This is a genomic window from Paenilisteria rustica (assembly GCF_013820765.1).
GTDB lineage: Bacteria > Bacillota > Bacilli > Lactobacillales > Listeriaceae > Listeria_A > Listeria_A rustica.
Map to the genome: position 1 here is coordinate 98,623 of NZ_JABJVM010000009.1, position 23,534 is coordinate 122,156.

At 42.9% G+C, this 23,534-nt stretch carries 28 protein-coding genes; 12 read left to right on the plus strand and 16 right to left on the minus strand.

The genetic code is table 11. The features are described 5' to 3' along the window. Positions 1-101 precede the first annotated feature (101 nt). Both HPK16_RS10165 and HPK16_RS10170 read left to right on the plus strand, forming a co-directional pair. On the plus strand, positions 102-272 hold the full coding sequence (locus tag HPK16_RS10165; RefSeq protein ID WP_181676856.1) for a hypothetical protein: 171 nt from the start codon (positions 102-104) through the stop codon (positions 270-272). Beyond that, positions 269-622: a type II toxin-antitoxin system RelE/ParE family toxin gene (locus tag HPK16_RS10170; RefSeq protein ID WP_181676857.1), complete on the plus strand. Its 354-nt coding sequence runs from the start codon at positions 269-271 to the stop codon at positions 620-622. Before HPK16_RS10165 ends, HPK16_RS10170 begins: the two co-directional genes overlap by 4 nt. Positions 623-653: 31 nt before the next feature. Here HPK16_RS10170 and HPK16_RS10175 read toward each other — a convergent pair whose 3' ends face one another. Both HPK16_RS10175 and HPK16_RS10180 read right to left on the minus strand, forming a co-directional pair. Beyond that, positions 654-1,028, minus strand: coding sequence for a DUF1634 domain-containing protein (locus tag HPK16_RS10175; RefSeq protein WP_181676858.1), 375 nt, complete (start codon positions 1,026-1,028; stop codon positions 654-656). Then, a complete protein-coding gene (locus tag HPK16_RS10180; RefSeq protein WP_181676859.1) occupies positions 1,029-1,868 on the minus strand; it encodes a sulfite exporter TauE/SafE family protein in 840 nt (279 codons plus the stop codon). Positions 1,869-2,022: 154 nt separating this feature from the next. On the opposite strand from HPK16_RS10180, the gene HPK16_RS10185 reads away from it, so the two are divergent. The 4 genes from HPK16_RS10185 to HPK16_RS10200 all read left to right on the plus strand — a co-directional run bounded on the left by HPK16_RS10185 (position 2,023) and on the right by HPK16_RS10200 (position 5,834). Then, positions 2,023-3,390, plus strand: coding sequence for a bifunctional metallophosphatase/5'-nucleotidase (locus tag HPK16_RS10185; protein ID WP_181676860.1), 1,368 nt, complete (start codon positions 2,023-2,025; stop codon positions 3,388-3,390). Between the two features lie 5 nt (positions 3,391-3,395). Next, entirely contained in the window at positions 3,396-3,674 is a 279-nt protein-coding gene (locus tag HPK16_RS10190) for a YutD family protein (RefSeq protein ID WP_149024253.1), read from the plus strand. 28 nt (positions 3,675-3,702) lie between these two features. Then, positions 3,703-4,467: a TIGR01457 family HAD-type hydrolase gene (locus HPK16_RS10195; RefSeq protein WP_343064813.1), complete on the plus strand. Its 765-nt coding sequence runs from the start codon at positions 3,703-3,705 to the stop codon at positions 4,465-4,467. Between the two features lie 68 nt (positions 4,468-4,535). After that, positions 4,536-5,834, plus strand: coding sequence for a hemolysin family protein (locus HPK16_RS10200; RefSeq protein WP_181676861.1), 1,299 nt, complete (start codon positions 4,536-4,538; stop codon positions 5,832-5,834). 167 nt (positions 5,835-6,001) lie between these two features. Here the strand turns inward: HPK16_RS10200 and HPK16_RS10205 are convergent, their stop codons facing one another. Then, positions 6,002-6,502 (minus strand): phosphatidylglycerophosphatase A family protein, encoded by a 501-nt coding sequence (locus HPK16_RS10205; RefSeq protein WP_181676862.1) that lies wholly within the window; start codon positions 6,500-6,502, stop codon positions 6,002-6,004. 43 nt (positions 6,503-6,545) lie between these two features. Continuing rightward, positions 6,546-6,782: a NifU family protein gene (locus HPK16_RS10210; protein WP_036095114.1), complete on the minus strand. Its 237-nt coding sequence runs from the start codon at positions 6,780-6,782 to the stop codon at positions 6,546-6,548. A 729-nt stretch (positions 6,783-7,511) separates the two neighbouring features. Between HPK16_RS10210 and HPK16_RS10215 the strand changes: the two genes are divergently transcribed. After that, positions 7,512-7,835, plus strand: coding sequence for a YuzD family protein (locus HPK16_RS10215; RefSeq protein ID WP_181676863.1), 324 nt, complete (start codon positions 7,512-7,514; stop codon positions 7,833-7,835). 18 nt (positions 7,836-7,853) lie between these two features. Next, positions 7,854-8,087: a YuzB family protein gene (locus HPK16_RS10220; protein ID WP_181676864.1), complete on the plus strand. Its 234-nt coding sequence runs from the start codon at positions 7,854-7,856 to the stop codon at positions 8,085-8,087. A 59-nt stretch (positions 8,088-8,146) separates the two neighbouring features. On the opposite strand, the gene HPK16_RS10225 is transcribed toward HPK16_RS10220, so the two are convergent. Further along, positions 8,147-8,773: an SDR family oxidoreductase gene (locus HPK16_RS10225; RefSeq protein ID WP_181676865.1), complete on the minus strand. Its 627-nt coding sequence runs from the start codon at positions 8,771-8,773 to the stop codon at positions 8,147-8,149. A gap of 447 nt (positions 8,774-9,220) precedes the next feature. Then, positions 9,221-10,216, minus strand: coding sequence for an FAD-dependent oxidoreductase (locus tag HPK16_RS10230; RefSeq protein WP_181676866.1), 996 nt, complete (start codon positions 10,214-10,216; stop codon positions 9,221-9,223). Positions 10,217-10,500: 284 nt separating this feature from the next. Here HPK16_RS10230 and HPK16_RS10235 point away from each other — a divergent pair, with 284 nt between their 5' ends. Continuing rightward, complete coding sequence (locus HPK16_RS10235; RefSeq protein ID WP_181676867.1) at positions 10,501-11,715, plus strand: NAD(P)/FAD-dependent oxidoreductase; 1,215 nt, start codon at positions 10,501-10,503, stop codon at positions 11,713-11,715. Between the two features lie 58 nt (positions 11,716-11,773). Here the strand turns inward: HPK16_RS10235 and HPK16_RS10240 are convergent, their stop codons facing one another. Together HPK16_RS10240 and HPK16_RS10245 are read right to left on the minus strand one after the other, a co-directional pair. Continuing rightward, a complete protein-coding gene (locus HPK16_RS10240) occupies positions 11,774-13,522 on the minus strand; it encodes a SpaA isopeptide-forming pilin-related protein (RefSeq protein ID WP_181676868.1) in 1,749 nt (582 codons plus the stop codon). A gap of 109 nt (positions 13,523-13,631) precedes the next feature. Further along, on the minus strand, positions 13,632-14,108 hold the full coding sequence (locus HPK16_RS10245) for a divergent PAP2 family protein (protein WP_220132313.1): 477 nt from the start codon (positions 14,106-14,108) through the stop codon (positions 13,632-13,634). 143 nt (positions 14,109-14,251) lie between these two features. Here HPK16_RS10245 and menI point away from each other — a divergent pair, with 143 nt between their 5' ends. After that, positions 14,252-14,626 carry a 1,4-dihydroxy-2-naphthoyl-CoA hydrolase MenI gene (gene menI / locus HPK16_RS10250; protein ID WP_181676869.1) on the plus strand — a complete coding sequence of 125 codons (375 nt, stop codon included), beginning with the start codon at positions 14,252-14,254 and terminating at the stop codon, positions 14,624-14,626. A gap of 46 nt (positions 14,627-14,672) precedes the next feature. Here the strand turns inward: menI and mnhG are convergent, their stop codons facing one another. The 8 genes from mnhG to HPK16_RS10290 form a co-directional block, all read right to left on the minus strand. Next, a complete protein-coding gene (gene mnhG, locus HPK16_RS10255) occupies positions 14,673-15,254 on the minus strand; it encodes a monovalent cation/H(+) antiporter subunit G (RefSeq protein WP_181676870.1) in 582 nt (193 codons plus the stop codon). Continuing rightward, entirely contained in the window at positions 15,238-15,489 is a 252-nt protein-coding gene (locus tag HPK16_RS10260) for a Na(+)/H(+) antiporter subunit F1 (protein WP_222717534.1), read from the minus strand. Before HPK16_RS10260 ends, mnhG begins: the two co-directional genes overlap by 17 nt. 35 nt (positions 15,490-15,524) lie before the next feature. Beyond that, a complete protein-coding gene (locus tag HPK16_RS10265; RefSeq protein ID WP_181676871.1) occupies positions 15,525-16,001 on the minus strand; it encodes a Na+/H+ antiporter subunit E in 477 nt (158 codons plus the stop codon). Between the two features lie 7 nt (positions 16,002-16,008). Further along, positions 16,009-17,493 carry a Na+/H+ antiporter subunit D gene (locus HPK16_RS10270; protein ID WP_181676888.1) on the minus strand — a complete coding sequence of 495 codons (1,485 nt, stop codon included), beginning with the start codon at positions 17,491-17,493 and terminating at the stop codon, positions 16,009-16,011. Continuing rightward, complete coding sequence (locus HPK16_RS10275; RefSeq protein ID WP_036095138.1) at positions 17,486-17,833, minus strand: Na(+)/H(+) antiporter subunit C; 348 nt, start codon at positions 17,831-17,833, stop codon at positions 17,486-17,488. The genes HPK16_RS10270 and HPK16_RS10275 overlap by 8 nt, the downstream gene beginning before the upstream one ends. Continuing rightward, the gene (locus tag HPK16_RS10280; RefSeq protein WP_181676872.1) at positions 17,834-18,256 is read right to left on the minus strand and encodes a Na(+)/H(+) antiporter subunit B; all 423 of its coding nucleotides are present in this window, start codon (positions 18,254-18,256) and stop codon (positions 17,834-17,836) included. Then, positions 18,243-20,651, minus strand: a complete 2,409-nt coding sequence (locus HPK16_RS10285) for a Na+/H+ antiporter subunit A (RefSeq protein WP_181676873.1) — start codon at positions 20,649-20,651, stop codon at positions 18,243-18,245. Before HPK16_RS10285 ends, HPK16_RS10280 begins: the two co-directional genes overlap by 14 nt. 322 nt (positions 20,652-20,973) lie before the next feature. Next, a complete protein-coding gene (locus HPK16_RS10290; RefSeq protein WP_181676874.1) occupies positions 20,974-22,182 on the minus strand; it encodes a lmo2377 family MFS transporter in 1,209 nt (402 codons plus the stop codon). Positions 22,183-22,416: 234 nt separating this feature from the next. Between HPK16_RS10290 and HPK16_RS10295 the strand changes: the two genes are divergently transcribed. Together HPK16_RS10295 and HPK16_RS10300 are read left to right on the plus strand one after the other, a co-directional pair. Then, entirely contained in the window at positions 22,417-23,004 is a 588-nt protein-coding gene (locus tag HPK16_RS10295; protein ID WP_181676875.1) for a peptidylprolyl isomerase, read from the plus strand. Positions 23,005-23,154: 150 nt separating this feature from the next. Next, complete coding sequence (locus tag HPK16_RS10300) at positions 23,155-23,463, plus strand: PTS sugar transporter subunit IIB (RefSeq protein ID WP_036063597.1); 309 nt, start codon at positions 23,155-23,157, stop codon at positions 23,461-23,463. Positions 23,464-23,534: the final 71 nt, after the last annotated feature.

Sequence of the window (23,534 nt, forward strand, 5' to 3'; positions counted from 1 at the left end):
TTTTAGCACCTTTTGAGTGAAAAGTAGTGAAAGAATGCAAAACGTGTTAAGATGAAAGAGAAGAAAATGAGCCGAAGTTAAAATTATGAGGAGAGATGAAAATGACAAAAAATAATAATTATGCTGTTCCTCCAACACTAGAAAGAATCACTGTTTACGATGAATTAGAAATTTTTGCAAAGCTAAGAGAATCACAAGAAGATGTGAAAAATGGCCGTACAATAGCATCGAGCGTCGGTTGGGCAGAACTAGGATTTACTAATGAACAATGAGTAGCACGTTGCGAATAGAGTGGTCAGAAGCTTTTAAAGAAGATATAGCAGCGATCCTTCATTACTTCGAATATCAATATTGTAGCGTAAGCCAGAAGGATAAATTCTATCAAAAACTCGAAAAGTTGGAAGCACGTTTGAGGATATTTCCTCTGATGGGAGTAGCGCTCAGAGATCCTAAATACAAACGAGAATATCGGAAAATGAGGATCGGCAAGGCGTACCTTGTATTCTATGAAGTTTGCGAGGGTACGCAGAAAGTAATTTTGCATCGTATTTTGGCTCAAGAACAGAATTATGATGTCCTTATTCGGGAAGATACACCAATGTATAACGACGAAAAACAGTAGACAGGCCCAAAAGCTTATCTACTGTTTTTATTTATTCTGTTGTGCCAATTAGAAAACTAATGACTAAGATGATAAGGACGATTGCTGTTATACCAACGTACAGGTAGTCTTTTTCTTTCAAAAAGGTAACGAGCGAGACGACCACGCGAAGAACTGGTGTCAGGATGAGACAAAAGAGACCGAACATGATAATCGCGTAGGGCTTGAATTCGCCTATACCAGAGAAAATCGCGGTTAGTGACGTTGGATAGGTTGTGCCAGGGTAACCGCTCGTGCCGGTGAACATGAGTAGAAGTAGGCCGGCGAGAATGATTGCAGCGCTAAGCATAACTCCGATTCGAAGCAGGGAACTGACGACGGCTTCCACGCGGTGCATTTCCTCATCTGTTGTTGATTTATCAGTCATTTAGATCCACCCCAATCCTTCTAAAATCATTTGCAAAGCCACATAAATCAAAACGGGAATGAAAACAAGACGGATGACTTTGCTTTTTAGGCGTTGCATGATTCTGGTTCCGATTGTTGCGCCGATTAATACGCCAATTGCTACGGGGCCGGCTATCATTGGATCGATATCACCGCGAAATAGGTAAACGGTGGCGCTGGCAGCAGCTGTGACGCCCATCATCAAGTTACTTGTGGCACTCGAAACTTTGAGCGGCATTTTCATGAAGACGTCAAGCGCCATGACTTTGAAGGCGCCACTGCCGATTCCAAGTAGGCCGCTAGCGATCCCGGCGCCGTACATAACTCCAAAACCAGCTGGCACGTTTGCGACTTGGTAATCGATTTGTTGACGCAGCGCTTTGTCGTAATAGCTGTCATGAAGGCGTAACTTTGTCGCGATAGGGTCGGGTTTCACATTTGTTGGGAACTCGGAGCCGACCTTTTTGATCATTGTGATTGCTGAGTAGAGAAGTAGGAAGCCAAATATCATGTAAAGCGCGGTGGCAGAGAGAAGTCCGCCAACAAAAGCGCCAGTTATGGCTCCGAGTGTGGTCGCGATTTCGAGAAACATACCGACACGTAAATTGGTGATGCGATCTTTTATGTAAGCAATGGCTGAGCCGCTACTTGTTGCGATAACAGAAATAATACTGGCGCCAATCGCGTATTTAATATCGATGCCAAAAAGGAGTGTAAGCGCTGGGGTCACAATGATTCCACCGCCAAGACCAAGCACGGAACCGAGCACGCCTGCAAAAATAGCGATGAGTAAAAGTGCAAAAATTTGATAGATATCCAAGAAATAAGCCCTCCTTTTTTTAGTGTATACTGTCTATCATACGCCACTTTTGAGTAATTTAAAAGGAAAATAGAGGACAAAAAGCAGTTTTGTGACGTGTCAAAAGGAACCATTTAGGCTACAATAGAGGGAGACGAAAGAAGGGGATGTTACCATGAAGCATTTAACGATTTGGCATACAAATGATATTCATAGTCATCTGGAGAAATGGCCGCGTATCTTTGCTTTTTTACGAGAAAAACGAATGGCGGCGCAGGATGATTTGTTTTTTGATATTGGTGATTTTATTGATCGCGTGCATCCTTATACAGAAGGCTCGATGGGGCAGGGAAATGTGGGCCTTTTGAATAGCTTGCCGTATGATGCGGTGACGATTGGGAACAATGAGGGTGCGGCGCTTGGGCACGAGGAATTGGCGCATCTATATGACGCGGCGGAGTTCCCGGTTGTTTGCTGCAATGTATTTGAAGATATGGCGCGCACGGAACTTGCTCATTTTGCGAAAGCGCATATTTATATTCAACGTGACGATATAAAAATTGCAGTCATTGGTGCAACGGCTTGCTTTACGGAGTATTATGAGTCGCTCGGTTGGGGTATCGCGGAACCGATAGAGGCAATTAAACGTGAAGTTAGCCGGGTTCAGGCGGATGTTATTATTTTGCTCAGCCATCTTGGGTTGCCATTGGATGAAAAAATTGCGACTGAAATACCAGAAATAGATCTTATTCTAGGCGGGCACACGCATCATCTGTTGGAACATGGCAAAGAAGTATGTGGTGCTTTGCTCGCTGCAGCTGGACGATGGGGAGAATATGTGGGTGAAGTGACGCTAGAATTCGATGAAGCAACTGGCAAATTGGTATCAAAACAAGCGCGCGTGCACACAGTGGCGGAATTAGCTGCGCCGGTAGATGAAGAAAATCAGGTGGCGGCATTTCTAGAACAAGGAATGGCGGAATTAGATCAGAAAGTGGTTGCACTTCCGCATCAACTAGAGCATAATTGGTTTAAAAGCTCCGAGATTTCAGAACTCTTTCACGAAGCGGCTTGTGAGTGGACTGGCGCGGATACCTTTTTGACGAATGCAGGTATTTATATGACGGACTTGCCAAAGGGGATTGTGACGGCGTATGATATCCACCAGTTGTTGCCGCATCCGCTGAATTTTATTGCGCTTTCGATGACGGGCGTGGAGTTGGATGTTTTGATTCATGAGATTGCGGAAAAAGAAGAGGAGTTACGCGATATTCCATTGCGCGGCTTCGGTTTTCGTGGTGAAGTCTTTGGTACCATTTTGACAAAGCGGATGACCTTTGATGTGGAATTAAATATGGCATTATGGGACGGTGAAGTGATTGATCCAGAGAAAATATACCGAGTGGTGACGCACGACACGTTTGTCTATGCACCATTTTTCCCGATTATTAAACGGGTAGCAGAAAAAGAAGTTTATACGCCAGAGTTATTGCGTGATGTTATGACATGGAAATTAAAAGAAAAATACGGTGAGGGAGGTTGACTGGAATCATGATTACGATTCAGAACACGACGTATGAAATTATTGAGGATAACCGGGAAGCTTTTGATGAAGAGGCTTTGACGGAGAGATACAGCGATATTTTGGCGCGCTACGATTATATTGTTGGCGATTGGGGCTATGACCAGCTTCGATTGAAAGGCTTTTTTGATGACGATAACCGGAAAGCGACTTATGATACGAAAATTAGCACATTAAAAGAGTATTTGTATGAGTATTGCAATTTTGGATGCAAATATTTTGTGATTAAAAAAGTAGTGAAATAGGCGAAAGCGAGAAAGAGGTCGGCGAAAAGTGAAATATGACGGTTATTTAATTGATTTGGATGGAACGATGTATCTTGGAAGTGAGCCAATACCAGAAGCGCAGGGCTTTATTGAGAAGTTGGATCAGGCACATATTCCGTATTTATATGTAACGAATAATTCCTCAAAAACGCCAGAACAGGTCGCGGCAACTTTACGAAAATTCGACATTCCAGCTACGACGAATCAAGTCTTTACAACATCGCAAGCGACGGCTGAGTTTATGTTGGAGCAAGTGGATCGCAAAAAGACGGTTTATTTGATCGGCGAAGAAGGCGTGAGGCACGAAATCGAGAAAGCGGGTTTTGAGCTGACCGCGGAGAACCCTGATTTTGTGGTGATGGGGATTGACCGAGACATTAATTATGAGAAGTTAGCGACGGCGACCATGGCGGTTCGTTCTGGCGCAATGTTTATTTCGACGAATGGGGATGCTGCGATTCCGACAGAGCGTGGCTTGCTACCAGGAAATGGTTCGATTACATCTGTTGTGACCATCGCTACAGGCGTGAAGCCGATATTCATTGGAAAACCGGAAGCGATTATTATGGAGCAAGCGATTGCGAAACTTGGTGTGAAAAAAGAGCGTGTCATTATGGTTGGCGACAATTATGAGACCGATATTTTGGCTGGGATTCGATTTGGGATTGATACACTCATTGTGCATACAGGTTTTACCTCGTCAGAACAGTTGGCGACAAAAGAAGTGCAGCCGATTCATCGTGTTATGAACTTGTCTGAGTGGGAATTATAATGATACGAAAAAAGGTGGTTACTTGATGAAAGTACCGTCTTTTCTTATTACTAGGGAGCGATGTTGGAATGGCCGTATTTAATGATATTTTTGTGGTGTTTTTAATCGTGATGACGGCTTTTTTTGTAGCGAGCGAATTTGCGATTGTTGCGATTAGAAAGCCCACGGTGCGCCAGCTTGTATTGAGTGGAAATCCGCGTGCCAAATATGTGGAACAAGTGACAGCAAAAATGAATGATTATCTTGCGGCCTGCCAACTAGGTAACACACTTGCAGCACTTGCTATGGGGTGGATCGGTGAGGCAACGATGCGCGGGTGGTTACAGCCACTTTTTGATGTGTTGCCAATACCAGCCAGCATCGAAGGACCAATCGCGGTTTTCACGGCTTTTATTTTGATTACGTTTTTGAATGTGGTTTTAGGGGAACTTGCGCCGAAAACATTCACCATCCACAGTACGGAAAAAGTAGCTATGTTCATTGCGCGCCCGCTGATTTGGTGGTATTACATAACGTTCCCACTTAACTGGCTACTCAACCATTCGGCTAACTTGATTACGCGAATATTTGGTGTGAAGTCGGGCGATGAGGACATGGACCGGATGACACCGACGGAATTGAAGATTGTGTTGGATGACAGTTATCAGCAAGGCTTACTGAATCCACAAGAGTTTCGCTATATGCAAAATATTTTCAAATTAGATGATGTTCCAGCGCAAGAGGTAATGATTCCTCGAATGAAAATGATTACAATTAGCAAGTCGGATTCGGTTCGGGATTTACTTTCGCTAACTGCAAAAGAGACGTATCATATTTTTCCAGTAACAGAGGAGCGCGACAAGGATCATATTGTGGGGATGCTACAAGTCAGTGCTGTGATGGCAGGATTAGGGCGTGACTTAGCTGTTTTAGATCAGCCGATTGAGAAATTTATGACACCGATTATGCAAGTTTTTGAGGGAATGAAGTTACAGGAATTGCTATTCAAAATGCAGCAAGAAGGCCAGTCATTCGTTGTTTTGACAGACGAATATGGTGGAACCTCAGGGCTCGTTACACTAGAAGATGTGATGGAAATTATCGTTGGGGATATGGAAGAAGCGACATCGCCAAAAGGGATTCGGAAGGTTGCAGAGGGCCATTTCATTATCGAAGGCAACGAACCATTGGTATCTGTGGAAGAGGAGCTGGGGATTGAGCTTAGTAGTCCAGGCGTTCACACGCTTTCAGGATGGCTACTTTATCAGCGTTTCGATTTGGAAACTGGTGATTTCTTAGAGGAATCTGGTTGGCGTTTCACGATTCAAAGCATGAATAAAAACTCGATCCGCCAAGTGGAAGTCATAAAAGAAGCATCGAGAGTCTGATTCTTATCAGTGTGCCGACAAACACCCATTCGGTACTCACTTTTGCCTAGAAACTAGGTATTTGTCGACACGCTGAGGTTTGGAGACACGGACAGGTTTTAGCGTAAAATATAGTTTTTAGACAGCAAAGAAGCATCGAGAGTCTGAATCTAGATGCTTCTTTGGGTTTATTGTACGATATCATCATGGTAACTATGCGCCAACCGACTTGCGGCAGCAGCAGCAATCGCGCCAACGATATCGTCAAGGAATGTATGGACTTGTATACCATCATGCTCGTTTAATTTCGCTAAAATGCCAGGCTTCACTTTATCGATATAGCCGTAGTTTGTAAATCCAATGGAACCATATACATTGACGATAGAAAGCGCTAGAATCTCATCAACGCCGTATAGCCCCTCATCAGCACCGATAATGTTTTGTAATGGTTGGACGAGTTTGCCTTCCTCAGCTAAAACATCGAGCTGAATCCCTGTTAAAATCGCATTTTGGACCTCACGTTTACGCAAAACACGTTCCACGTTTTCACGACAAATATCGAGGCTCAACGCAGAATGATATTGTTTTTGTAAAAATAGTACTAAATCGGCGATATCATCGATTGTTACCCCGCGTTCTATAAGCCACTCTCTTGCTTTCTTCTCTAGTTCACTTTGTTTCTCGACCATCTCTATCTCTCCCAACTCAAACAAAATCGGCACAAGCTTCCTTTTAAAAAACTTGAACAACCTCTTTAAAACCCATTACCTTTTCTGATAAGGTGAGTTCAATTCCCATTTTTAACGTCATATCTGAACTTGGGCACGTTTCGCAAGCCCCGAGTAAACGAATTTTTACAATACCATCTGGCGTCACTTCAACAAGCTCATAGTCGCCGCCATCTCTGACTAAAAAAGGTCTAAATTTCTTAAGAGCAGTATCCACTTCCGCATACATCTCGCTATTCATGGCATTCGACTCCTTCCTAACTGTGAATAATTCTCACTTATATCCCCTATTATAACAGCATCAGAAAAAAAAGAAAGGGATAGAGTCCAGAAGAAGAGGGAGGTTCTAAAGGAATGCCAGATGGAACCAATCATGAAAATATTTGAAAACTATGTTGAGAAAGAGCTAAAATTTTTTTGTTCATTTACTCGTAATGCAGATAAATTTTATTTGGAATTTGAGACCTAGCGAAACCGCGAAAACGTCCTTTCGCGTAGGACGAAGATTTGGCTTTACGCAAATCGAACGAGAGCGTCCTCATTCCACTTGTTTGGTGGAAGTTGGAAGCGGGGCCATACTTGCATAGTAGAGTAGGTAGAAGGATTAACAGCTCACTTCGTTCACTCTTATATTGTGGCTGTAACTCATTTCATTTCGAACAGCCTCAACAATGCCCCATCCCTAAGGCTCAAGAAGGGATGGGGCAAGTTTATATAGTCAGACGGGTAAATCTGACTAAAAAAGGGAGTGTTACTTTTATGTTAACCGTGTGGATTAAGCACGGTAACAAACAGTATTAGTTTCTTGATGCACTACTTGAACGCATTAAAGGAACTATCTGTAAGTATAATATAGACAGAATAGCGTGTCAACAATTACATATCGAAATAGTTTTATAATTCAATAAAGAAACCGGTTTACTCGCTTTTGAAGCCTATATTTTGTAGAATAAAAGAGAGGTGAGCAAAGATGGAAAAAGAAGCGAAAATTTTTGTTTATGGATCGTCGAATATTTGTGCGAGTTGTGTTGGATCTCCATCTTCTAAAGAGACGGAAGAATGGCTTAGGGCAGCGATAGGTCGTAAGTTTCCAGAGCAACCGTTTCAAGTGGAATATGTTGATATTTTTGCCCCGCAGGAAGAAGCTGAGATGAAGCGAATGGCAACGATGATTGTGGAAGAGGATTATATGTATCCTGTCATTGTGATTGATGGTAATGTCATTGCTGAGGGGAATCCGCGTTTGAAGGATATCTATGCGATGATGACAGATCGTGGCTATCAACCCGCGTAAATTGGATTGGAGGAAATCATGAATCCGATTGTGGAGTTTTGTGTGAATAATTTAGCTTCAGGGGCGCAGGAGGCATTTGATACATTGGATGCTGATGTGAGCTTGGATGTGATTGAATATGACTGTCTGACGTATTGCGATTTGTGCGCTTCTTCTATGTTCGCACTGGTGGATGGGGAAGTGGTTCGAGGAGAGACACCGGCCGATTTGGTCGCGAATATTTATCAATTTTTAGAGGACAATCCTTTTTAATAGAAAACAGGCTGGTTTCAAAAGAGTATGACGACTCTTTTTGTAACCAGCCTGTTTTTTTATTTAATATAGTTATCTATCGGCGTATCACCGTTTTGAAAGGTGTAGGTTTGTTTGTATGTCTTGCTATTATCGACAATGGTGCTGAGAAAAAGGGCGACATCTGCTCGAGTAATAGTCATGGGACCCGTTGTGTAATCACTGATATGCTCGGTCGCTGGCTCGTTTGTGAGCAGTACAGGACGAACGATTGTGTAATTCAGCTTGCTTTGTTGGAGCGCCTTATCAGCATTTCCTTTAGCGATGAGATATTGGTGTAGTGATTCAGGGCCATTTTCTGGTTGATCAGCCCAAACGGAACTAACCATGATAAAATGTGAGACACCATTTTGTTCGGCGTAATGGACTGCTCTAATCGCTGCGTCTTGATCGATGGCAATGGTTTTTTCAGGGCCGGTATGTCCACCAGATCCCGCGGAGAAAATAACGGTATTAATGTCGCTATAGGCTGGACTAAAGTCATCTTCTAAATCGGCAATGATTACTTTTGCGCCAAGTTGTTCAAGCGCTGTTCGTTGTTCTTCTTTGCGAATCATAGCCACAACATTGAAATTTGCATTTTTCGCCAGTAGTGCTACGGTTTGTTTCCCGATTTGACCATTGGCTCCTATTACTAATATGTTCATGTGAAAACTTCCTTTCTAGGATTAGAATTCTTTGATTAGTAGTAGCAGGGTTGTCTGTTTTGTGTGAATCAACATAACGGGCTGTCTCAGCACTTCGATTAAAATAAGGCAACCAAAGTGGGCAATGATTTATGTGTTGCGTCGTGGTTGAACGCCTTCGGATCCGGCTTCAAGAGCCAGCCTCTCGGAAATTTCGTGACCTCCGTAAAAGTCAAAGGAGGACTTTCACTGCACCCCCTAACAATTTCTGTCGAGGCTAAACGGGCTCTTTCAGCACTTCGATTAAGTGGGCAATGATTTATGTGTTGCGTCGTGGTTGAGCGCCTTCGGATCCGGCTTCAAGAGCCAGCCTCTCGGAAATTTCGTGACCTCCGTAAAAGTCAAAGGAGGACTTTCACTGCGCCCTCTAACAATTTCTGTCGAGGCTAAACGGGCTCTTTCAGCACTTCAGTCAAACATCGAGCTCGAGTGCATCGGTTGCACTCTGGACTTTGGATCGATGTAATTCATGGCGTTATTCACGGCGGTTGGTGCTTCACCGAATCCTGTTGCGATTAGTTTTACTTTGCCGTCATACGTACAGACATCGCCTGCGGAATAGATGCCAGGGATATTTGTCTCCATTTTGGAATTGACGACAATTGAATTACGTTCGATATCTAGGCCCCATTCTTTAATAGGTCCCAAAGAGGAAACGAAGCCGTAGTTCACGATGAAATCATCAATCTCAAGTACTTCTTTTCGGTCGCCTTTTACTTCTTCTAAAACGATTTGTGTCAAATTCTCGGAATCGCCGATAATATCGGTCGGGATAAATGGTGTTTTAACCGTAATCGAGGACTGTTCTAGCTTTTCAACGCTATGTTCATGGGCACGGAAGGCGTTACGTCGGTGGATAATCGAAACTTCTTTCGCGATTGGTTCTAGCATTAAAGCCCAATCTACTGCGGAATCACCACCACCACAAACGGCTACGCGGCGTCCTGAAAAACGGCTCAGGTCATTGATGAAATAATGCAGATTTTTGCCTTCGTATTGCATCGCGTCGTCTAGTTCTAAGCGGCGCGGTTGGAAAGCACCGTTTCCTGCTGTAATAATAATGGCTTTACTATAATGTGTATCTTGATTTGTGCTGATTTCAAACGTACCATCTGCTTGTTTTTCAACGCTTGCAACGGCTTCTTCCAGACAAATGGTTGGATCAAAAGGCTTCATTTGAGCGACCAAGTTATTGACAAGCTCCTGTGCGCGAACCTTTGGAAAACCTGGAATATCGTAAATATATTTCTCGGGGTAAAGCGTGGAAAGTTGTCCGCCTAGTTGAGGCAAGCTCTCGATAATTTTCACGTTGGCTTTTCGCATACCCGCATAAAAGGCTGCGAATAGTCCAGCTGGGCCACCACCGATAATCGTTATATCATAAATTTTTGTTTGATCGTCCACAAAAAAACCTCCTATAAATAAATGTTCTCTCGAATTTTCATAACAAAACCATTCTACCATAAAAACAACAGAAACAGTATGGCAATAGCTTTTCAGAATTTTATCACATTGTGAGCTTCTTCTCTTGAAAAAAAAGCGTGAAAGAGCTAAGATATAGGGTGAGGGCTTTTTGCCTTCTTCTTGAGACGTAGATGTTTAAGCGCAATCTACATAATTGTCATTAGGCTTTGACCTGATGCAGTTTTTTGTGAGAAAAATACAATGGGAAAGTGGATGTGATACAGATGAGTAAGCCAAAAATCGTCATTCTGGGAGCTGGGTATGGCGGCTTGAAGACGTTGCGCAAGTTGCAACAATTGAATGTTGAAGCGGAATTAATATTGGTGAACAAAAATGACTATCATCATGAAACAACATGGTTACATGAAGCTGCCGCAGGAACATTAGATGCAGAAAAACTAATGTATCCTATCGCGAAAGTAGTCAACCCAACAAAAACAACTTTCATTCAAGATACTGTGGAGAAAATCAATAAAGACGACAAAACAGTAACATTGACGAACAAAGGGGATATTTCGTACGACTTCTTGCTGATTGCACTTGGATCAGAAGCAGAAACTTTCGGTATCAGCGGTTTGAAAGAATACGCGTACACGATTACAAGCATTGATTCTGTTAAGAAAATTCGTGCTCAAATCGAAGGCAGTTTTGCAAAATGGAAAACAGAACAACGCGATGAGTTATTGACAATCGTCGTTGGTGGCGCTGGATTCACGGGGATTGAGTTCTTAGGGGAACTAACAAACCGCATTCCAGAACTTGTGAAAAAATATGACGTACCTCGTGAAAAAGTCCGCATTGTTTGTATGGAAGCTTCACCAAAAGTGTTGCCACAATTCGATGCAAAACTAGTAGACTATGGCGTAGGCGTTTTAGAAGACCGTGGCGTAGAGTTTAACGTTGGAACTCCAGTGAAGGAAGCTACAGCAGACGGTATTAAATATGCGAAAAGTGAAACAGAGGACGTGGAAATCAAAGCGGCGACTGTTATCTGGGCCGCGGGTGTACGTGGAAATAGCGTTATCGAAGCATCTGGATTCGAAGCTGGCCGTGGTCGTGTGAAAGTAAACGACGATTTGACAGTTCCAGGCAACGAAGAAATTTTGATTATCGGGGATTGCTCGTTAATGATTAACCCGGCAAATGATCGTCCGTACCCACCAACAGCACAAATCGCGATGCAACAAGCGGATATTGCTGCGGTGAATCTTGCTAAATTGGTAAAAGGTTACGCATCAGATTTAGCACCATTCGTTTATCACGAAAAAGGTACAGTATGTTCTATCGGAGACAACGATGCGATTGGTGTCGTAATGGGCCGAAGCTTGAAAGGCTACCCAGCGTCTGTTATGAAAAAAGTAATCGATGACCGCGCGTTATACCAAATTGGTGGAACTGGCGTCATGATGAATAAAGGTAAATTTAAGTTTTATAAATAACAGCGAAATAGGACTTGGAATGAGGCTGCACGGTGAGCTCCATTCCAAGTCCTATTTTTTATTTGCGTCGAACGAGATACATACTAGTTGTTAGAGCGAAAATACCAATAAATACTACAACTAAATCATTAGCATCCCCTGTTTCAGGTAATTTATCTGCGGTTGTCCCTTGCTTCACAGGCGTACTAATTGGTGCCACGGTATCAGATTTCGTTGGATTTTCAGGTTTCAATGGTTTTTCCGGCTTCGGCACGATGGGCGGAGGAGGCGGAGGTGAAGGCGTATCCACCAGTTTGTTCTTCACCGTCAATTCCACTGTCTCGGTCGGGTTAAAAGGAATCGTGAAAGATAGTGGCTCCTTCAAGCGCTCATAGCCTTCCGGTGCCGCCACCTCGGTCAAGACATAGTCATCAGGAATCAAGCCTGCCATCGTAGCTACACCATTTTTATCCGTGGTTATTGTTCCAATCTCGTCGCCTGATTTCTGGTTGATCTGAAAAACCGCATAAGGCAACGGCTGATTTTTCTCGCCAATTTTATGCACGGTGACGGATCCCGTTTTCAGCTGATTCGTCACATTAATCTCGACGGGGGTTGTTTGTTCATAAACGATGTCAAAAGAAGTCACGGTTTGCTGTAATTGGTAGCCGATCGGTGCACTAGTTTCTTTTGCGGTATAAGTTCCAGGTGTTAAATTGCCAACGATCGCTATTCCGCTCGCATCGGTGGTGACATTCGTGACTAAATTACCATCCCTATCTCGCACATCAAAGGAGGCATCTGCCAAGTTTTTAGCGCCATCTGTTTTATGAATAATCGCGGAACCAAGCGTTGTTAGACCTGCATCCACAGAAATCACGTCCGAGCGAATACCCGGCACATTGACGCTGGCCATCCCATTTTTATCAGGATTAGAGTCCCGTTCTATGTTGTTGCCCAACCCTTGTTTAGTGAAAGCATAGTGGCTAGGATCAGGATTCACAAAAGCGATTTCATAATCGACAGGCAATAAACCAGTAAATAAATAGCCGCCGAGATCATTTGTTGTTTGCGTTTGCAGTAAATTTCCAGTGGTATCATACAAATTCACTTGCACACCAGGTGCCGGAGCCTCGCCATTATCTTGCAACCCGTTCCCATTCTCATCAAACCAGACATGGTCACCAATCTGCGCCCCCTCAACATTGATGTACAAATTAATATCATCTAAAAAATTCCCGATGGTTAAATTTCCGTTAGCAGTAGAAATCGGCGCAAAAGTGAGTCGCGTATGCGTTTGGCCAGCAGGGACGACGTAAGTTCCAGAATAAGTCCCCCACGCATTTTTATCATCAGAAGCGAGAAAAATAGGGACTAGATTATCTGGTGAGCCAATCAAGAGTTCAGCCGTATCGACACCATGACGGCCACGATGCGCAAAACTCCACGTTAATGTCGAACCTGGAATCGTTTTTATATCTTGATACACAGGTCCAGGAGCATCAGAATTCAACTCAATAAAATTATTTCCCGAGTAGGCAGGGATGGTTTGCCCATCTCCATTTTGCCATACTTCAATTCTACCAGAGGGATTAGAGGTTCCCCAAGCCTCCACACCTTCCTGATCAACATACCAAACATGTGGCGCTCCGGCGGAAATTCCAAAATCAGCAATATCGACTTCTTCAAAATTAGCGTTTTTAATCATCCATGATATTTGCCAATTATTCGCTTCAAAGTTAGAAGACGCATGAACCTTCACGCCGCTTATACAGACAACTACAAAAATAATGACTAAAAAAAGCCACGCCAGTTTCCCTTTTAACATATAGCTCAACTCCTATTTTCAATTCGTGTACTCTCTTTATTCCCCATCTAATAAGTCTCAAAACGAACAAAAAAAGACGACCGCTTATTTTGCGAATCGCCTCGTGTTTCTATAAAAGTCCAAATAAATAATCCACAATAAAACCAATCGCAATACCAGTTAAAGCGCCGAAGAAAACTTCCATTGGTTTATGACCGAGCATTTCTTTCAAGTGTTTCTGCTTTTCTTCTTGTCCTGGTTCCGTCAGTCCTTTTGCGTGTTCTACAAATTCATGGAAATCTCGAGCTAATTTATTAAGTGCGACGGCTTGTTCCCCAGCTTGGCGCCGAACGCCGGTAGCATCAAACATGACGATAATCCCGAAAACAACAGCAATAGCGAAATAAGGAGAATCAATCCCGTACGTAATAGCAAGTGTAGTCATGAGCGCTGTTACAGCAGCCGAATGCGAACTAGGCATACCTCCCGTTGAAAACATGAGACTCCATTGCATTTTACGATAAACGAGCAAATGGATCGGAACTTTGACAAATTGCGCGAAAAAAATAGCAATAAGTGAAGCAATTAAAGGTACATTGATTAACATGGCGATCTCCTCTTCCCTAGCAAACAGTTATATTAGTATTGTACCACAAGAAAAGGGAAGGGAAACCTACTTGGGATTAGAATTAAGCAGATTTTTCAGCTATAATGAGGAAATAAGAGGTAAGGAAAGGGCGCGATTAAGCTATGAGTTTAGGAGAACACTTAGAAATGGAATTGGTGGAATTGACGAAGGAGTTCGCGACCGTAAAAATGCCAGTAAATGAGAAAACCCGTCAGCCATTTGGATACTTGCATGGTGGCGCATCGGTGGCACTCGCAGAACAAGCCGCGAGCATAGGGGCCTCAGCGCATGTGCAAGCGAATGAAATCGTGTTCGGCCTTGAGATTAACGCAAACCACATTTCATCCATACAAGACGGCTATGTGCTTGCTACGGCGACACCTATTCATATCGGCCGAACGACGCACGTTTGGCAAGTCGAGATACGTAGCGTAACAGAGAATAAACTACTATGCATTAGTCGCTGCACATTAGCTGTAAAAGAAAAACGAGCATAAAAAACGCCATGTCCGCGATATTTTTTCGCAGGGCATGGCGTTTTGTTTATTCTTTTTTATCGCTATTTTCTTCCTCATCAAGTTCGATTATTTCCTGTTCCGAGTCATCGGATTCAAGCTCGATCAATGTTTCCTCGTGTTCACGAGCAACGTCCTCCAACTCTTCACGCTCCACAATCTTCTCTTCACGTAAATCCCAATCCAGTTGTTCCTCTAACTCCTCACGTTCTTGACGAGCACGCTCCAACTGTTCTTGCTTAATAATAATATTTTTCCGCTGCTTAATCTCGTCTTTTTTGACGGAACGCAGTTGGTCACGAATTCGAATCGCCAGTGGCACACCCGTATCATAAGCTGCACGGTTAATTAAGTGGGAGGCAATCGGCGTGGTCAGATAGATAAACAGAATCGCAAGTAGAACCCGCGCATTAAAACCACTCCCTGAATGAAAAAAATAACCAACCGTCGCAAAAAGCAGTAAACTTACGCCAAACGTATTACTAATACCAGCCGCGTGCGTTCGCGTATAGACATCAGGAAGGCGGATAACACCAATCGCCGCTAAAATGCTGAGCGAGGCACCGAGCAGAATCATGATCGAAATAATAATCTCAATTATCACGTTCACGTTCAATCACCTTACCTTTCTCCACGAATTTAGCGAACGAAACAGTGCCAATAAAGGCTAGTAGGGCGATCAAGAGAATAACGTCCAAATAAGCACTGGTGTCCAGAAGCATTGAAAGCAGGGCAACAATGGCGACAAGGTTCATCCCAATCGAATCAAGCGCCACAACTTTATCTGAGGTCGTAGGTCCTTTTAAAATCCTGTATAGATAAAGGAAAATCGAGATGGAATACATAAACAGGGCAATAGCCAGAACTGTACTTAGAATAATCAATGGAACACCTCCATAATCGCGCCTTCATAGGATTTGCGAATGGTCGCAATTTCCTCTTCAATATTCGGAACGTGAAGCGAATGCACATAAATTGCTTTGTAGTCATCAGAAATATCGATAGAAAGCGTCCCCGGTGTCAGCGTAATCAGAATCGCCAGCATCGTCACTTCCCAGTCGGTTTCAAGCGTTGTTTCATAACGGAAAATCCCCGGACGAATGTTCATATCTTTTTTAAGAACGATACGCGCCACCATCACGGTCGAAATAATAAGATCTTTAAAGAAGTTAAAAATCAATTTCACGAGCGCTAAAATTCGCCAAATGTAAAAACGAGAGCCAAGGAAGCGGCGCATGAAGAACAGCAAGAATATCCCGATGATAAAACCAAGAATGAAAGTTCCCATCGTGAAAGAAGACTGCAGGAACATCCACAAACAGGCAAGAATAATATTAATAATTAATTGAAACGCCATTTTTGCATCACTCCCCCAGTACCGCTTGAATATAAATCGATGGGTCAACTAATGGATCGACCGCTTTTTCAATCAGCGGATACATACCTTCTGAAAAGATACCATAAGCGACAGAAATCGCGAGTAACATCAAGACGGGTACCATCATTTTTCGGTACGGAATATCAAGTTTAAACGTGCCTTTTTTCTCACCCCAGAACCCTTTGGAGAAAATTTTAATCATCGAAAGGAGGACGAACAGGCTAGAAAGCAGGACGACAATCCCACCAACATAATTCTGAACGGAAAAAGCGCCTTCCACGATTAAAAGTTTGCCAATAAAGCCGCTGAGTGGTGGAATACCAGCAAGACCAAGCGCCCCGATAAAGAACGTCCAGCCGAGCGATGGTTTTACGCTCATGAGGCCACTGAATTTTTTGATGCTGGAAAAGCCGGTAATCGCAATGATAGTGCCAATAACGAGAAACAGTGTCCCTTTAATCAGCATATCGTGAATCAAGTAGAAAATCGCACCAGTCATGGCTTCACGGGTCATCAGTGAGACGCTGAATAGAATCACACCAACCGCAATCAAAATATTGTAAATCATAATCGTTTTCATATCGTTGTAACTAATCGCGCCAATGACACCGAGCATAATCGTAATGAGCGCAAGCGTCGACAACAACGGTAGCGCAAAACTTGTCTCGTTGTAGAAGAACAGCGTATACACCCGAATAATCGCGTAAACCCCGACCTTCGTAAGCAAAGCGCCAAACAAAGCAAGCACTGGAATCGGCGGTGCAAAATAGGAACCTGGTAACCAGAAGTATAGCGGGAAAATCCCAGCTTTTAGTCCGAATACAAACAAGAATAACACCGCCACAACCGTAATCATTCCCGTATTTCCACCATGAATCTCAGAAATTTTTTGCGAAATATCGGCCATGTTCAGTGTGCCAACCATCGAGTACATGAGAGCAATCGCCATGACCAGAAAGGCCGAACCAATCACATTAATAAGCAAATACTTGACCGTCGCTTTCAGCTGAACCTTAGTCCCGCCTAGAACGAGCAACACATAAGATGCCATCAACATCACTTCAAAGAAAACAAATAAGTTGAAAATATCTCCCGTCAAGAACGAGCCATTAACACCGACGATCATAAATAAGACAGCCGGATAATACAGAAATCGTTCTCGAGGTTTTCCGATAGTATAGAAAGAATAAATCAGTGTAGCAAGAAGCACCAGACTCGTCGTGCTCACTAGCAGAATAGCCAGCATGTCACCAACAATCGAAATCCCATAAGGTGCCGGCCAATTTCCAAGCGTTACAACAAGAATCCCATTTTGATAGACGTAATAAACGAGAAAAATATTAGCACCAATTAGCACAGCACTCGTAATCACAGCAAGCACACGTTGCACCATCACTTTTCGCGGTAATAACATCAAGAAAATGGCGCCGAAAAACGGAATCAAGATAGGCATTAAAACAAGGTTAGTCATCATCAGATTCATGCCCCCTTGTCTTCGAAACGCTCTCGCTATCCAGTTCCTGATAAGCCCGATAAGCAAGGACCAAGAAGAACGCTGTCACACCAAAACTAATAACAATCGCCGTTAAAATGAGTGCTTGCGGCAACGGATCATTGTAAGCCGAAAGCCCCGGCGTATCAAGCAGGGGAGCCTTCCCTTTTTTCAAGCCGCCCATCGTCAAAATCAGCAGGTTGACTCCGTGGCTTAAAATGGCTGTTCCAAGAATAATACGCAACAAACTTTTTGAAAGAATGAGGTAAGTGGCTGCCATAAACATGAGCCCAATTAAAATCGACATCAAAAGTTCCATCTAGTCACTCTCCCCAATCGTCTGAATTATCGTAAGCGTCACACCAACAACGACCAGATAAACACCTAAGTCAAAAATTGTCGCCGTGTGAAGCGATGTGTCACCAATAATCGGCAAATCCACATGACCGAATTTATGCGTCAAAAATGGATCGCCAGTAAGAATCCCAATCATGCCAGTACCGACCGCGAACAGCAGGCCAATCCCCGTCATCATAATCGTGTTAATATTTAACATACTTCTCACGGTTTGCGAATCATATGCAATCAACGTCAGCGTAATCGCACCAGCAGAAGTTAAGCCAGCAACGAAGCCACCGCCAGGATTGTAATGCCCGGCTAAGAATAGATGCAGCGAGAATAGGAAAATAATAAAGACAACAACCTTGGTTACATTACGCAGCAATACGTCATTTGTTTTCATTTTTCCCCCTCCTAGCTAATCGTAATTTTATCATTCCAAAAATACCAATGGATGCAATCGCGAGCACAGCCGTTTCGAAAAGCGTATCAAAGCCACGGAAATCGACGAGAATAACGTTGACGATATTTTTCCCAGCCGCTTTCGTATAGGTATTATCAATATAATACTGCGAAATCGAATCGTAAAAAGTCGTGTCATAAGCCGAAAGTGAAATCAAGAAAACCACAAGCCCGACACCGATACTAATAAACGTCTTCACAGAAAGCCATCGCGGTTTCTCCTCAATGTTACTAAACTGCGGCAGATGATAGAAGACAAGCAAGTAAAGCACCACCGAAATCGTCTCAATCACGAGCTGCGTCAATGCAAGATCGGGCGCCCGAGCAATAATGAAGAAGATACTAATCGTATAACCCATTGCACCAAGCAAAATAATCGAAGTAATTCGCGACTTTGAAAATACGATACCGACAAGCGTTATAATCACGACAAGCGTCAAAACGACGTCCATCATCGTCACACGCGAAATCGCTGAAAGGTCAAAATTAAGCGCATCCGTCGCAAAAATCGTACCGAGCATTAAAATAATGAAAGCCGTCAACATATAGTTCAAATAGGTCCGCAACCAGCCAGTCATCACCCATAAAGTGAAGCGATACGAGCCCTGCTCCATATAGTACATACTATTATCATACGCCTTACCCCAACGGAAAAATGCCGGAACTTTCGCTGAGATAAAAGGTTTCCACCAACTCGCTGTCTTGTATAGGAGAATCCCTAAAATAATAACACCAGCTGTCATCAATAAAGCCATCGTGAAGCCATGCCAGAAACTAATATGAATCGAATAATCCGTCCCATAAAGCGAAGGCATAATCGATTTCACGGCAGGTTCAAGGAGCGGTTTTGAAATTAAATTCGGGAATATCCCGGTGATAACAACAAGCGCTGATAGAATCATTGGTGGTAACAATAAACCAATCGGAGCTTCGTGCGGTTTTTTCGGCAACAAATGCGGTTTGAATTTGCCACCAAAGGTTTTGAAGAAAATAATCATACTGTAAACAAAGGTGAAAATGCTCCCAATCCAAGCAAGGACTGGCAAAATCACGCCCCATGTCTCCGCATGAAATAGATTCAGCGAGGTCACATCAACCATGCTCTGGAAAAACATTTCTTTGCTCAGGAAACCATTAAACGGCGGCAAACCAGCCATCGCAAACGTTCCAATAAAAGCAATCGTCGCGGTAATCGGCATAATCTGCATCAAGCCACCGAGACGTCGAATATCCCGCGTCCCAGTCTCATGATCGACAATCCCAACCATCATGAACAAACTACCTTTAAATGTGGCATGGTTAAACAGATGGAATACCGCAGCCACAATCGCACCAATATAAATATTATCATTCCAAGAATCAAAATGAAGCGCAGCAGCCCCGACACCAAGTAGCGTCATAATTAAACCGAGCTGACTAATTGTAGAATAAGCTAAGATCGCCTTCAAATCGTTTTTCTTCGTCGCCGTAATCGAACCCCAGAACAGCGTCACAATCCCAACCAATGAAATCGTCCAAAACCAAGCCCCCGATACCGCAAAGAGGGGTGTGAACCGAGCAACCAAATAAATCCCAGCCTTGACCATCGTCGCCGAATGCAAATACGCACTAACTGGCGTCGGCGCTTCCATCGCGTCAGGCAGCCAAATATGAAACGGAACTTGCGCGGATTTTGTGAAAGCTCCCAGCAAAATGAAAATCATCGCTGGAATAAAGAGTGAACTACTCTGAACAAGCGCGGCCTCCGAAATAATTTCGCGTAATGAGAACGAACCTGTAATAAGGTGAAGTAATAAAATCCCACCGAGGAGCATTAAGCCTCCAAATACGGTGATAAGTAATGATTTTCGCGCGCCATAACGCGATCTTTCCCGATGATACCAATACCCAATCAATAGGAATGAGCTAATCGACGTCATTTCCCAGAATAAATAGAGGACAACTAAGTTATCACTGAGAACAACTCCGAGCATCGCTGTCATGAAAATAAACAAAAATGCATAAAAATTGTTTAAACGCTCCTTCTTTTTACCTAAGTAGAAAATAGAGTAAAACGTAACGAGCGACCCAATCCCTGTAATAAGCAAAGCAAATAATAAGCTGAGCCCATCAACAACGACAGTGAAATTAATACCGAGTGATGGAATCCAAGGCATCGTCTGCGTGACAACCCCGTCCATCGTTTGCGGAATAAACGTCAAAAAGTAGATAAATAAAATGACAGGAATCGGCAAAACAATCCATCCAGTATGCAGTTGTTTAGTCCATCGATAAAAAATGGGAATAAGCATGGCCATGAGAAATGGCAAGAAAATGGCGAGGTGTAGAAATGACAAAAGTTCTCCCTCCTTGGTGAAAATAAGATATAACATGACGAAACATCACAATTTATTATGAAAGCATAGAAGCTTCAATTGAAAACCCGAAGATAAAGAATAGGCTGTGATTCTGTGCTCGTGGGTATGTCTCACAAAATAAAGACATGGAACACGCGTTGTTTGCCACAATTTTTATTATAGCATACTTATTTACCTGAAAAAAAGGGTAGAAACTTGAGTAGCCTGTGAAAAGAGTGATATTTTTCGAATTCTATAAATATGAAGAAAGATGAAAAATAAAAAAATCGTTGCCCCAAGAAAAAGAACAACGATCATGAAATTAATCCACATTCACATGGCGTTTTCGATCAGATCTCAAGCTAAGCCAAAGTAGCACAAACGCGACGACAAACATAAAGCTAGTAAAGACAAAAACATTGCTCATCCCAACAAAGCCCGCCATCGTCCCACCAAGAATCGGCCCAATCACATTGCCGAGAAAGCGAGCACTTTGGTTATAGCCAAGCATCTCGCCCTGCATCTGACCCGGAGCAGATAAGCGAATATAAGCCGTCACACAAGGCACCATTCCGCCAATCGCGATACCAAATAAGAACCGGAAGAAAATAAATAACCATAAATTTGGAACAAAAGCCTGTGGTAAAACAAAGAGCGCCGCCATAAGCAGCAAGATATTCAAAATTTTCTCGTACCCATACTTATCCCCAAGTTCTCCCCATTTTCGCGTCATCACTAAGTTTCCGAATCCAGCTGCCGAAAAAGCAAGACCAGACAACAATGCCACATTATCCGTATGCGTTAACTCCCCAACATAAAGCGCAAGCAAGGGTTGCACACTGAAATTTGCGACCTGAATAAGTAAAGAAATAATCATTACCATCATCAAAACCCGCAATTGGAAAATATGCTTCAACACTTCCCGCCGCGAATACGTCACTTTTTTCACGCCTTCTAGATCTGGTCGAACTTCCTTCAAACCAAACGTAACGAGCAGCGCCGCAACGAAAATCGCGATTCCCGTGATAATAAATGTACTCGAAAACCCGAAGAAATCCGCCAAAGCCCCACCAAGTAGTGGACCAAATAACATTCCAGTTACACCGCCCAACTGCAACGTCCCAAGCACTTTACCAGCCTCATTCCGATCCGTCTGTCTGGCAATAAAAGCATTAGAAATCCCGATAAATCCAGTCACAACCCCCATGAAAATACGTAAAATCATCATATATGAGACAGAATGAGCGTAACCCATAAGGAAAATACTCACACTCATCCCAAAAGCCGTAAACATCAAAATCTTCTTAAAGCCATACTTATCCCCAATCCGTCCCCAGATCGGCGAAAAAATAAAAGCGACTAAAAAAGTCACCCCAAAAATATACCCAGCCCAGCGCTGCACGTATGCCTCACTATAATCTCCAAACGTTTCAATATACAACGATAGAAAAGGCATAATCATCGTCGTACTCGCCGAAATCAACAGATTCGCGACCATTAAAATATACAAATTCCGTTTTTTAATTGACATAAAAACCATCTCTATTCCTTATTAGTTTCCAAATCACTGATTCCATTATAGAATAAAGAAGTACAGAAACAAAAATAAACGCTCTAAGGAAGAGGAGGCAACATGGTCAAAAAAATTGTTATTTGGGGCGCGGCTAGTTTATTATGTATATATGTACTCGCTGTATTTGTGAACTTACTCATAATCTGGTTCAAATAAGAGCAGTCAACTAAAACAAAAAGAGGAGATTTAAAAATGACATACTATCCACAATTAACAAAAGAAGTAGCAACAAACGAAAAATTGGTAGCAATGGAAACAAATCGCGGAACAATCAAAATCAAACTGTTCCCAGAAATCGCACCAAAAGCAGTTGAAAACTTCTTAACACACGCAGAAAACGGCTACTACGAAGGCATCATTTTCCATCGTGTGATTGCTGACTTCATGATCCAAGGCGGTGACCCAGAGGGCGCAGGCTACGGCGGCGAAAGCATCTGGGGAGCACCATTTGAAGATGAGTTCTCACCAAACGCATTCAACATGCGCGGAGCACTATCAATGGCAAACGCAGGCCCCGGAACAAACGGCAGCCAATTTTTCATCGTAACAAATAAAAACCTGCACCCACAAATGGCGAAACAAATGGAATCAGCAGGATTTCCAGCCGAAGTAATCGAAGCCTACAAAGCAGGCGGAACACCACACTTAGACGGCCGCCACACAGTATTTGGTCAAGTAGTAGAAGGCATGGAAGTAGTAGACGAAATAGAGTCCGTAAGCGTTGGTGCCCAAGATAAACCAGTCCATGACGTAACCATAGATAAAATCACAATCCTTTAATAAGAAGTTGCAATGCGGAGCGTACATGCGCATCGGAAAAGAGCATTTCTCGGTGCGCGTGGTGCTCAATCTTGTGTAAACGCTCTACAATGAGTATAATAGAGGTATAGCAAAAGCAAGCCACCCTAAAATCGAAAGGAAAGATTTTTGATGAAAAATATCGTATTAGTATGTGCGGCAGGAATGTCCACAAGTTTATTAGTAACAAAAATGCAAAAAGCAGCAGAAGCAAAAGGAATAGAAGCAACAATTGCTGCGTATTCTATTTCTGAAATCAATGGACTTATTGATACAGCAGATGTTGTCTTGCTTGGCCCACAAGTTCGTTACCAAAAATCAACAGTTGATAAATTGGCTGAACCAAAAGGCGTTCCAGTTGATGTTATCGACATGACAGCTTACGGTACAATGAACGGTGAAAAAGTACTTGATCACGCGTTGAAATTAATGGGTGAATAATAAATAAACGAATCAAGCTGAAGTTAGAGGTTGGCGTTTGCCACTCCTAACTTCAGCTTTTTTTGCATGTA

What these genes read in the sequence shown, in the direction of transcription:
- HPK16_RS10165 (WP_181676856.1), top strand. Translation starts at nt 102, where the DNA reads ATGACAAAAAATAATAATTATGCTGTTCCTCCAACACTAGAAAGAATC.
- HPK16_RS10170 (WP_181676857.1), top strand. Translation starts at nt 269, where the DNA reads ATGAGTAGCACGTTGCGAATAGAGTGGTCAGAAGCTTTTAAAGAAGAT.
- HPK16_RS10175 (WP_181676858.1), bottom strand. Translation starts at nt 1,028, where the DNA reads ATGACTGATAAATCAACAACAGATGAGGAAATGCACCGCGTGGAAGCC.
- HPK16_RS10185 (WP_181676860.1), top strand. Translation starts at nt 2,023, where the DNA reads ATGAAGCATTTAACGATTTGGCATACAAATGATATTCATAGTCATCTG.
- HPK16_RS10200 (WP_181676861.1), top strand. Translation starts at nt 4,536, where the DNA reads ATGGCCGTATTTAATGATATTTTTGTGGTGTTTTTAATCGTGATGACG.
- HPK16_RS10205 (WP_181676862.1), bottom strand. Translation starts at nt 6,502, where the DNA reads ATGGTCGAGAAACAAAGTGAACTAGAGAAGAAAGCAAGAGAGTGGCTT.
- HPK16_RS10210 (WP_036095114.1), bottom strand. Translation starts at nt 6,782, where the DNA reads ATGAATAGCGAGATGTATGCGGAAGTGGATACTGCTCTTAAGAAATTT.
- HPK16_RS10215 (WP_181676863.1), top strand. Translation starts at nt 7,512, where the DNA reads ATGGAAAAAGAAGCGAAAATTTTTGTTTATGGATCGTCGAATATTTGT.
- HPK16_RS10220 (WP_181676864.1), top strand. Translation starts at nt 7,854, where the DNA reads ATGAATCCGATTGTGGAGTTTTGTGTGAATAATTTAGCTTCAGGGGCG.
- HPK16_RS10225 (WP_181676865.1), bottom strand. Translation starts at nt 8,773, where the DNA reads ATGAACATATTAGTAATAGGAGCCAATGGTCAAATCGGGAAACAAACC.
- HPK16_RS10235 (WP_181676867.1), top strand. Translation starts at nt 10,501, where the DNA reads ATGAGTAAGCCAAAAATCGTCATTCTGGGAGCTGGGTATGGCGGCTTG.
- HPK16_RS10240 (WP_181676868.1), bottom strand. Translation starts at nt 13,522, where the DNA reads ATGTTAAAAGGGAAACTGGCGTGGCTTTTTTTAGTCATTATTTTTGTA.
- HPK16_RS10245 (WP_220132313.1), bottom strand. Translation starts at nt 14,108, where the DNA reads ATGTTAATCAATGTACCTTTAATTGCTTCACTTATTGCTATTTTTTTC.
- menI (WP_181676869.1), top strand. Translation starts at nt 14,252, where the DNA reads ATGAGTTTAGGAGAACACTTAGAAATGGAATTGGTGGAATTGACGAAG.
- HPK16_RS10260 (WP_222717534.1), bottom strand. Translation starts at nt 15,489, where the DNA reads ATGTATTCCATCTCGATTTTCCTTTATCTATACAGGATTTTAAAAGGA.
- HPK16_RS10265 (WP_181676871.1), bottom strand. Translation starts at nt 16,001, where the DNA reads ATGGCGTTTCAATTAATTATTAATATTATTCTTGCCTGTTTGTGGATG.
- HPK16_RS10270 (WP_181676888.1), bottom strand. Translation starts at nt 17,493, where the DNA reads ATGACTAACCTTGTTTTAATGCCTATCTTGATTCCGTTTTTCGGCGCC.
- HPK16_RS10275 (WP_036095138.1), bottom strand. Translation starts at nt 17,833, where the DNA reads ATGGAACTTTTGATGTCGATTTTAATTGGGCTCATGTTTATGGCAGCC.
- HPK16_RS10280 (WP_181676872.1), bottom strand. Translation starts at nt 18,256, where the DNA reads ATGAAAACAAATGACGTATTGCTGCGTAATGTAACCAAGGTTGTTGTC.
- HPK16_RS10290 (WP_181676874.1), bottom strand. Translation starts at nt 22,182, where the DNA reads ATGTCAATTAAAAAACGGAATTTGTATATTTTAATGGTCGCGAATCTG.
- HPK16_RS10295 (WP_181676875.1), top strand. Translation starts at nt 22,417, where the DNA reads ATGACATACTATCCACAATTAACAAAAGAAGTAGCAACAAACGAAAAA.
- HPK16_RS10300 (WP_036063597.1), top strand. Translation starts at nt 23,155, where the DNA reads ATGAAAAATATCGTATTAGTATGTGCGGCAGGAATGTCCACAAGTTTA.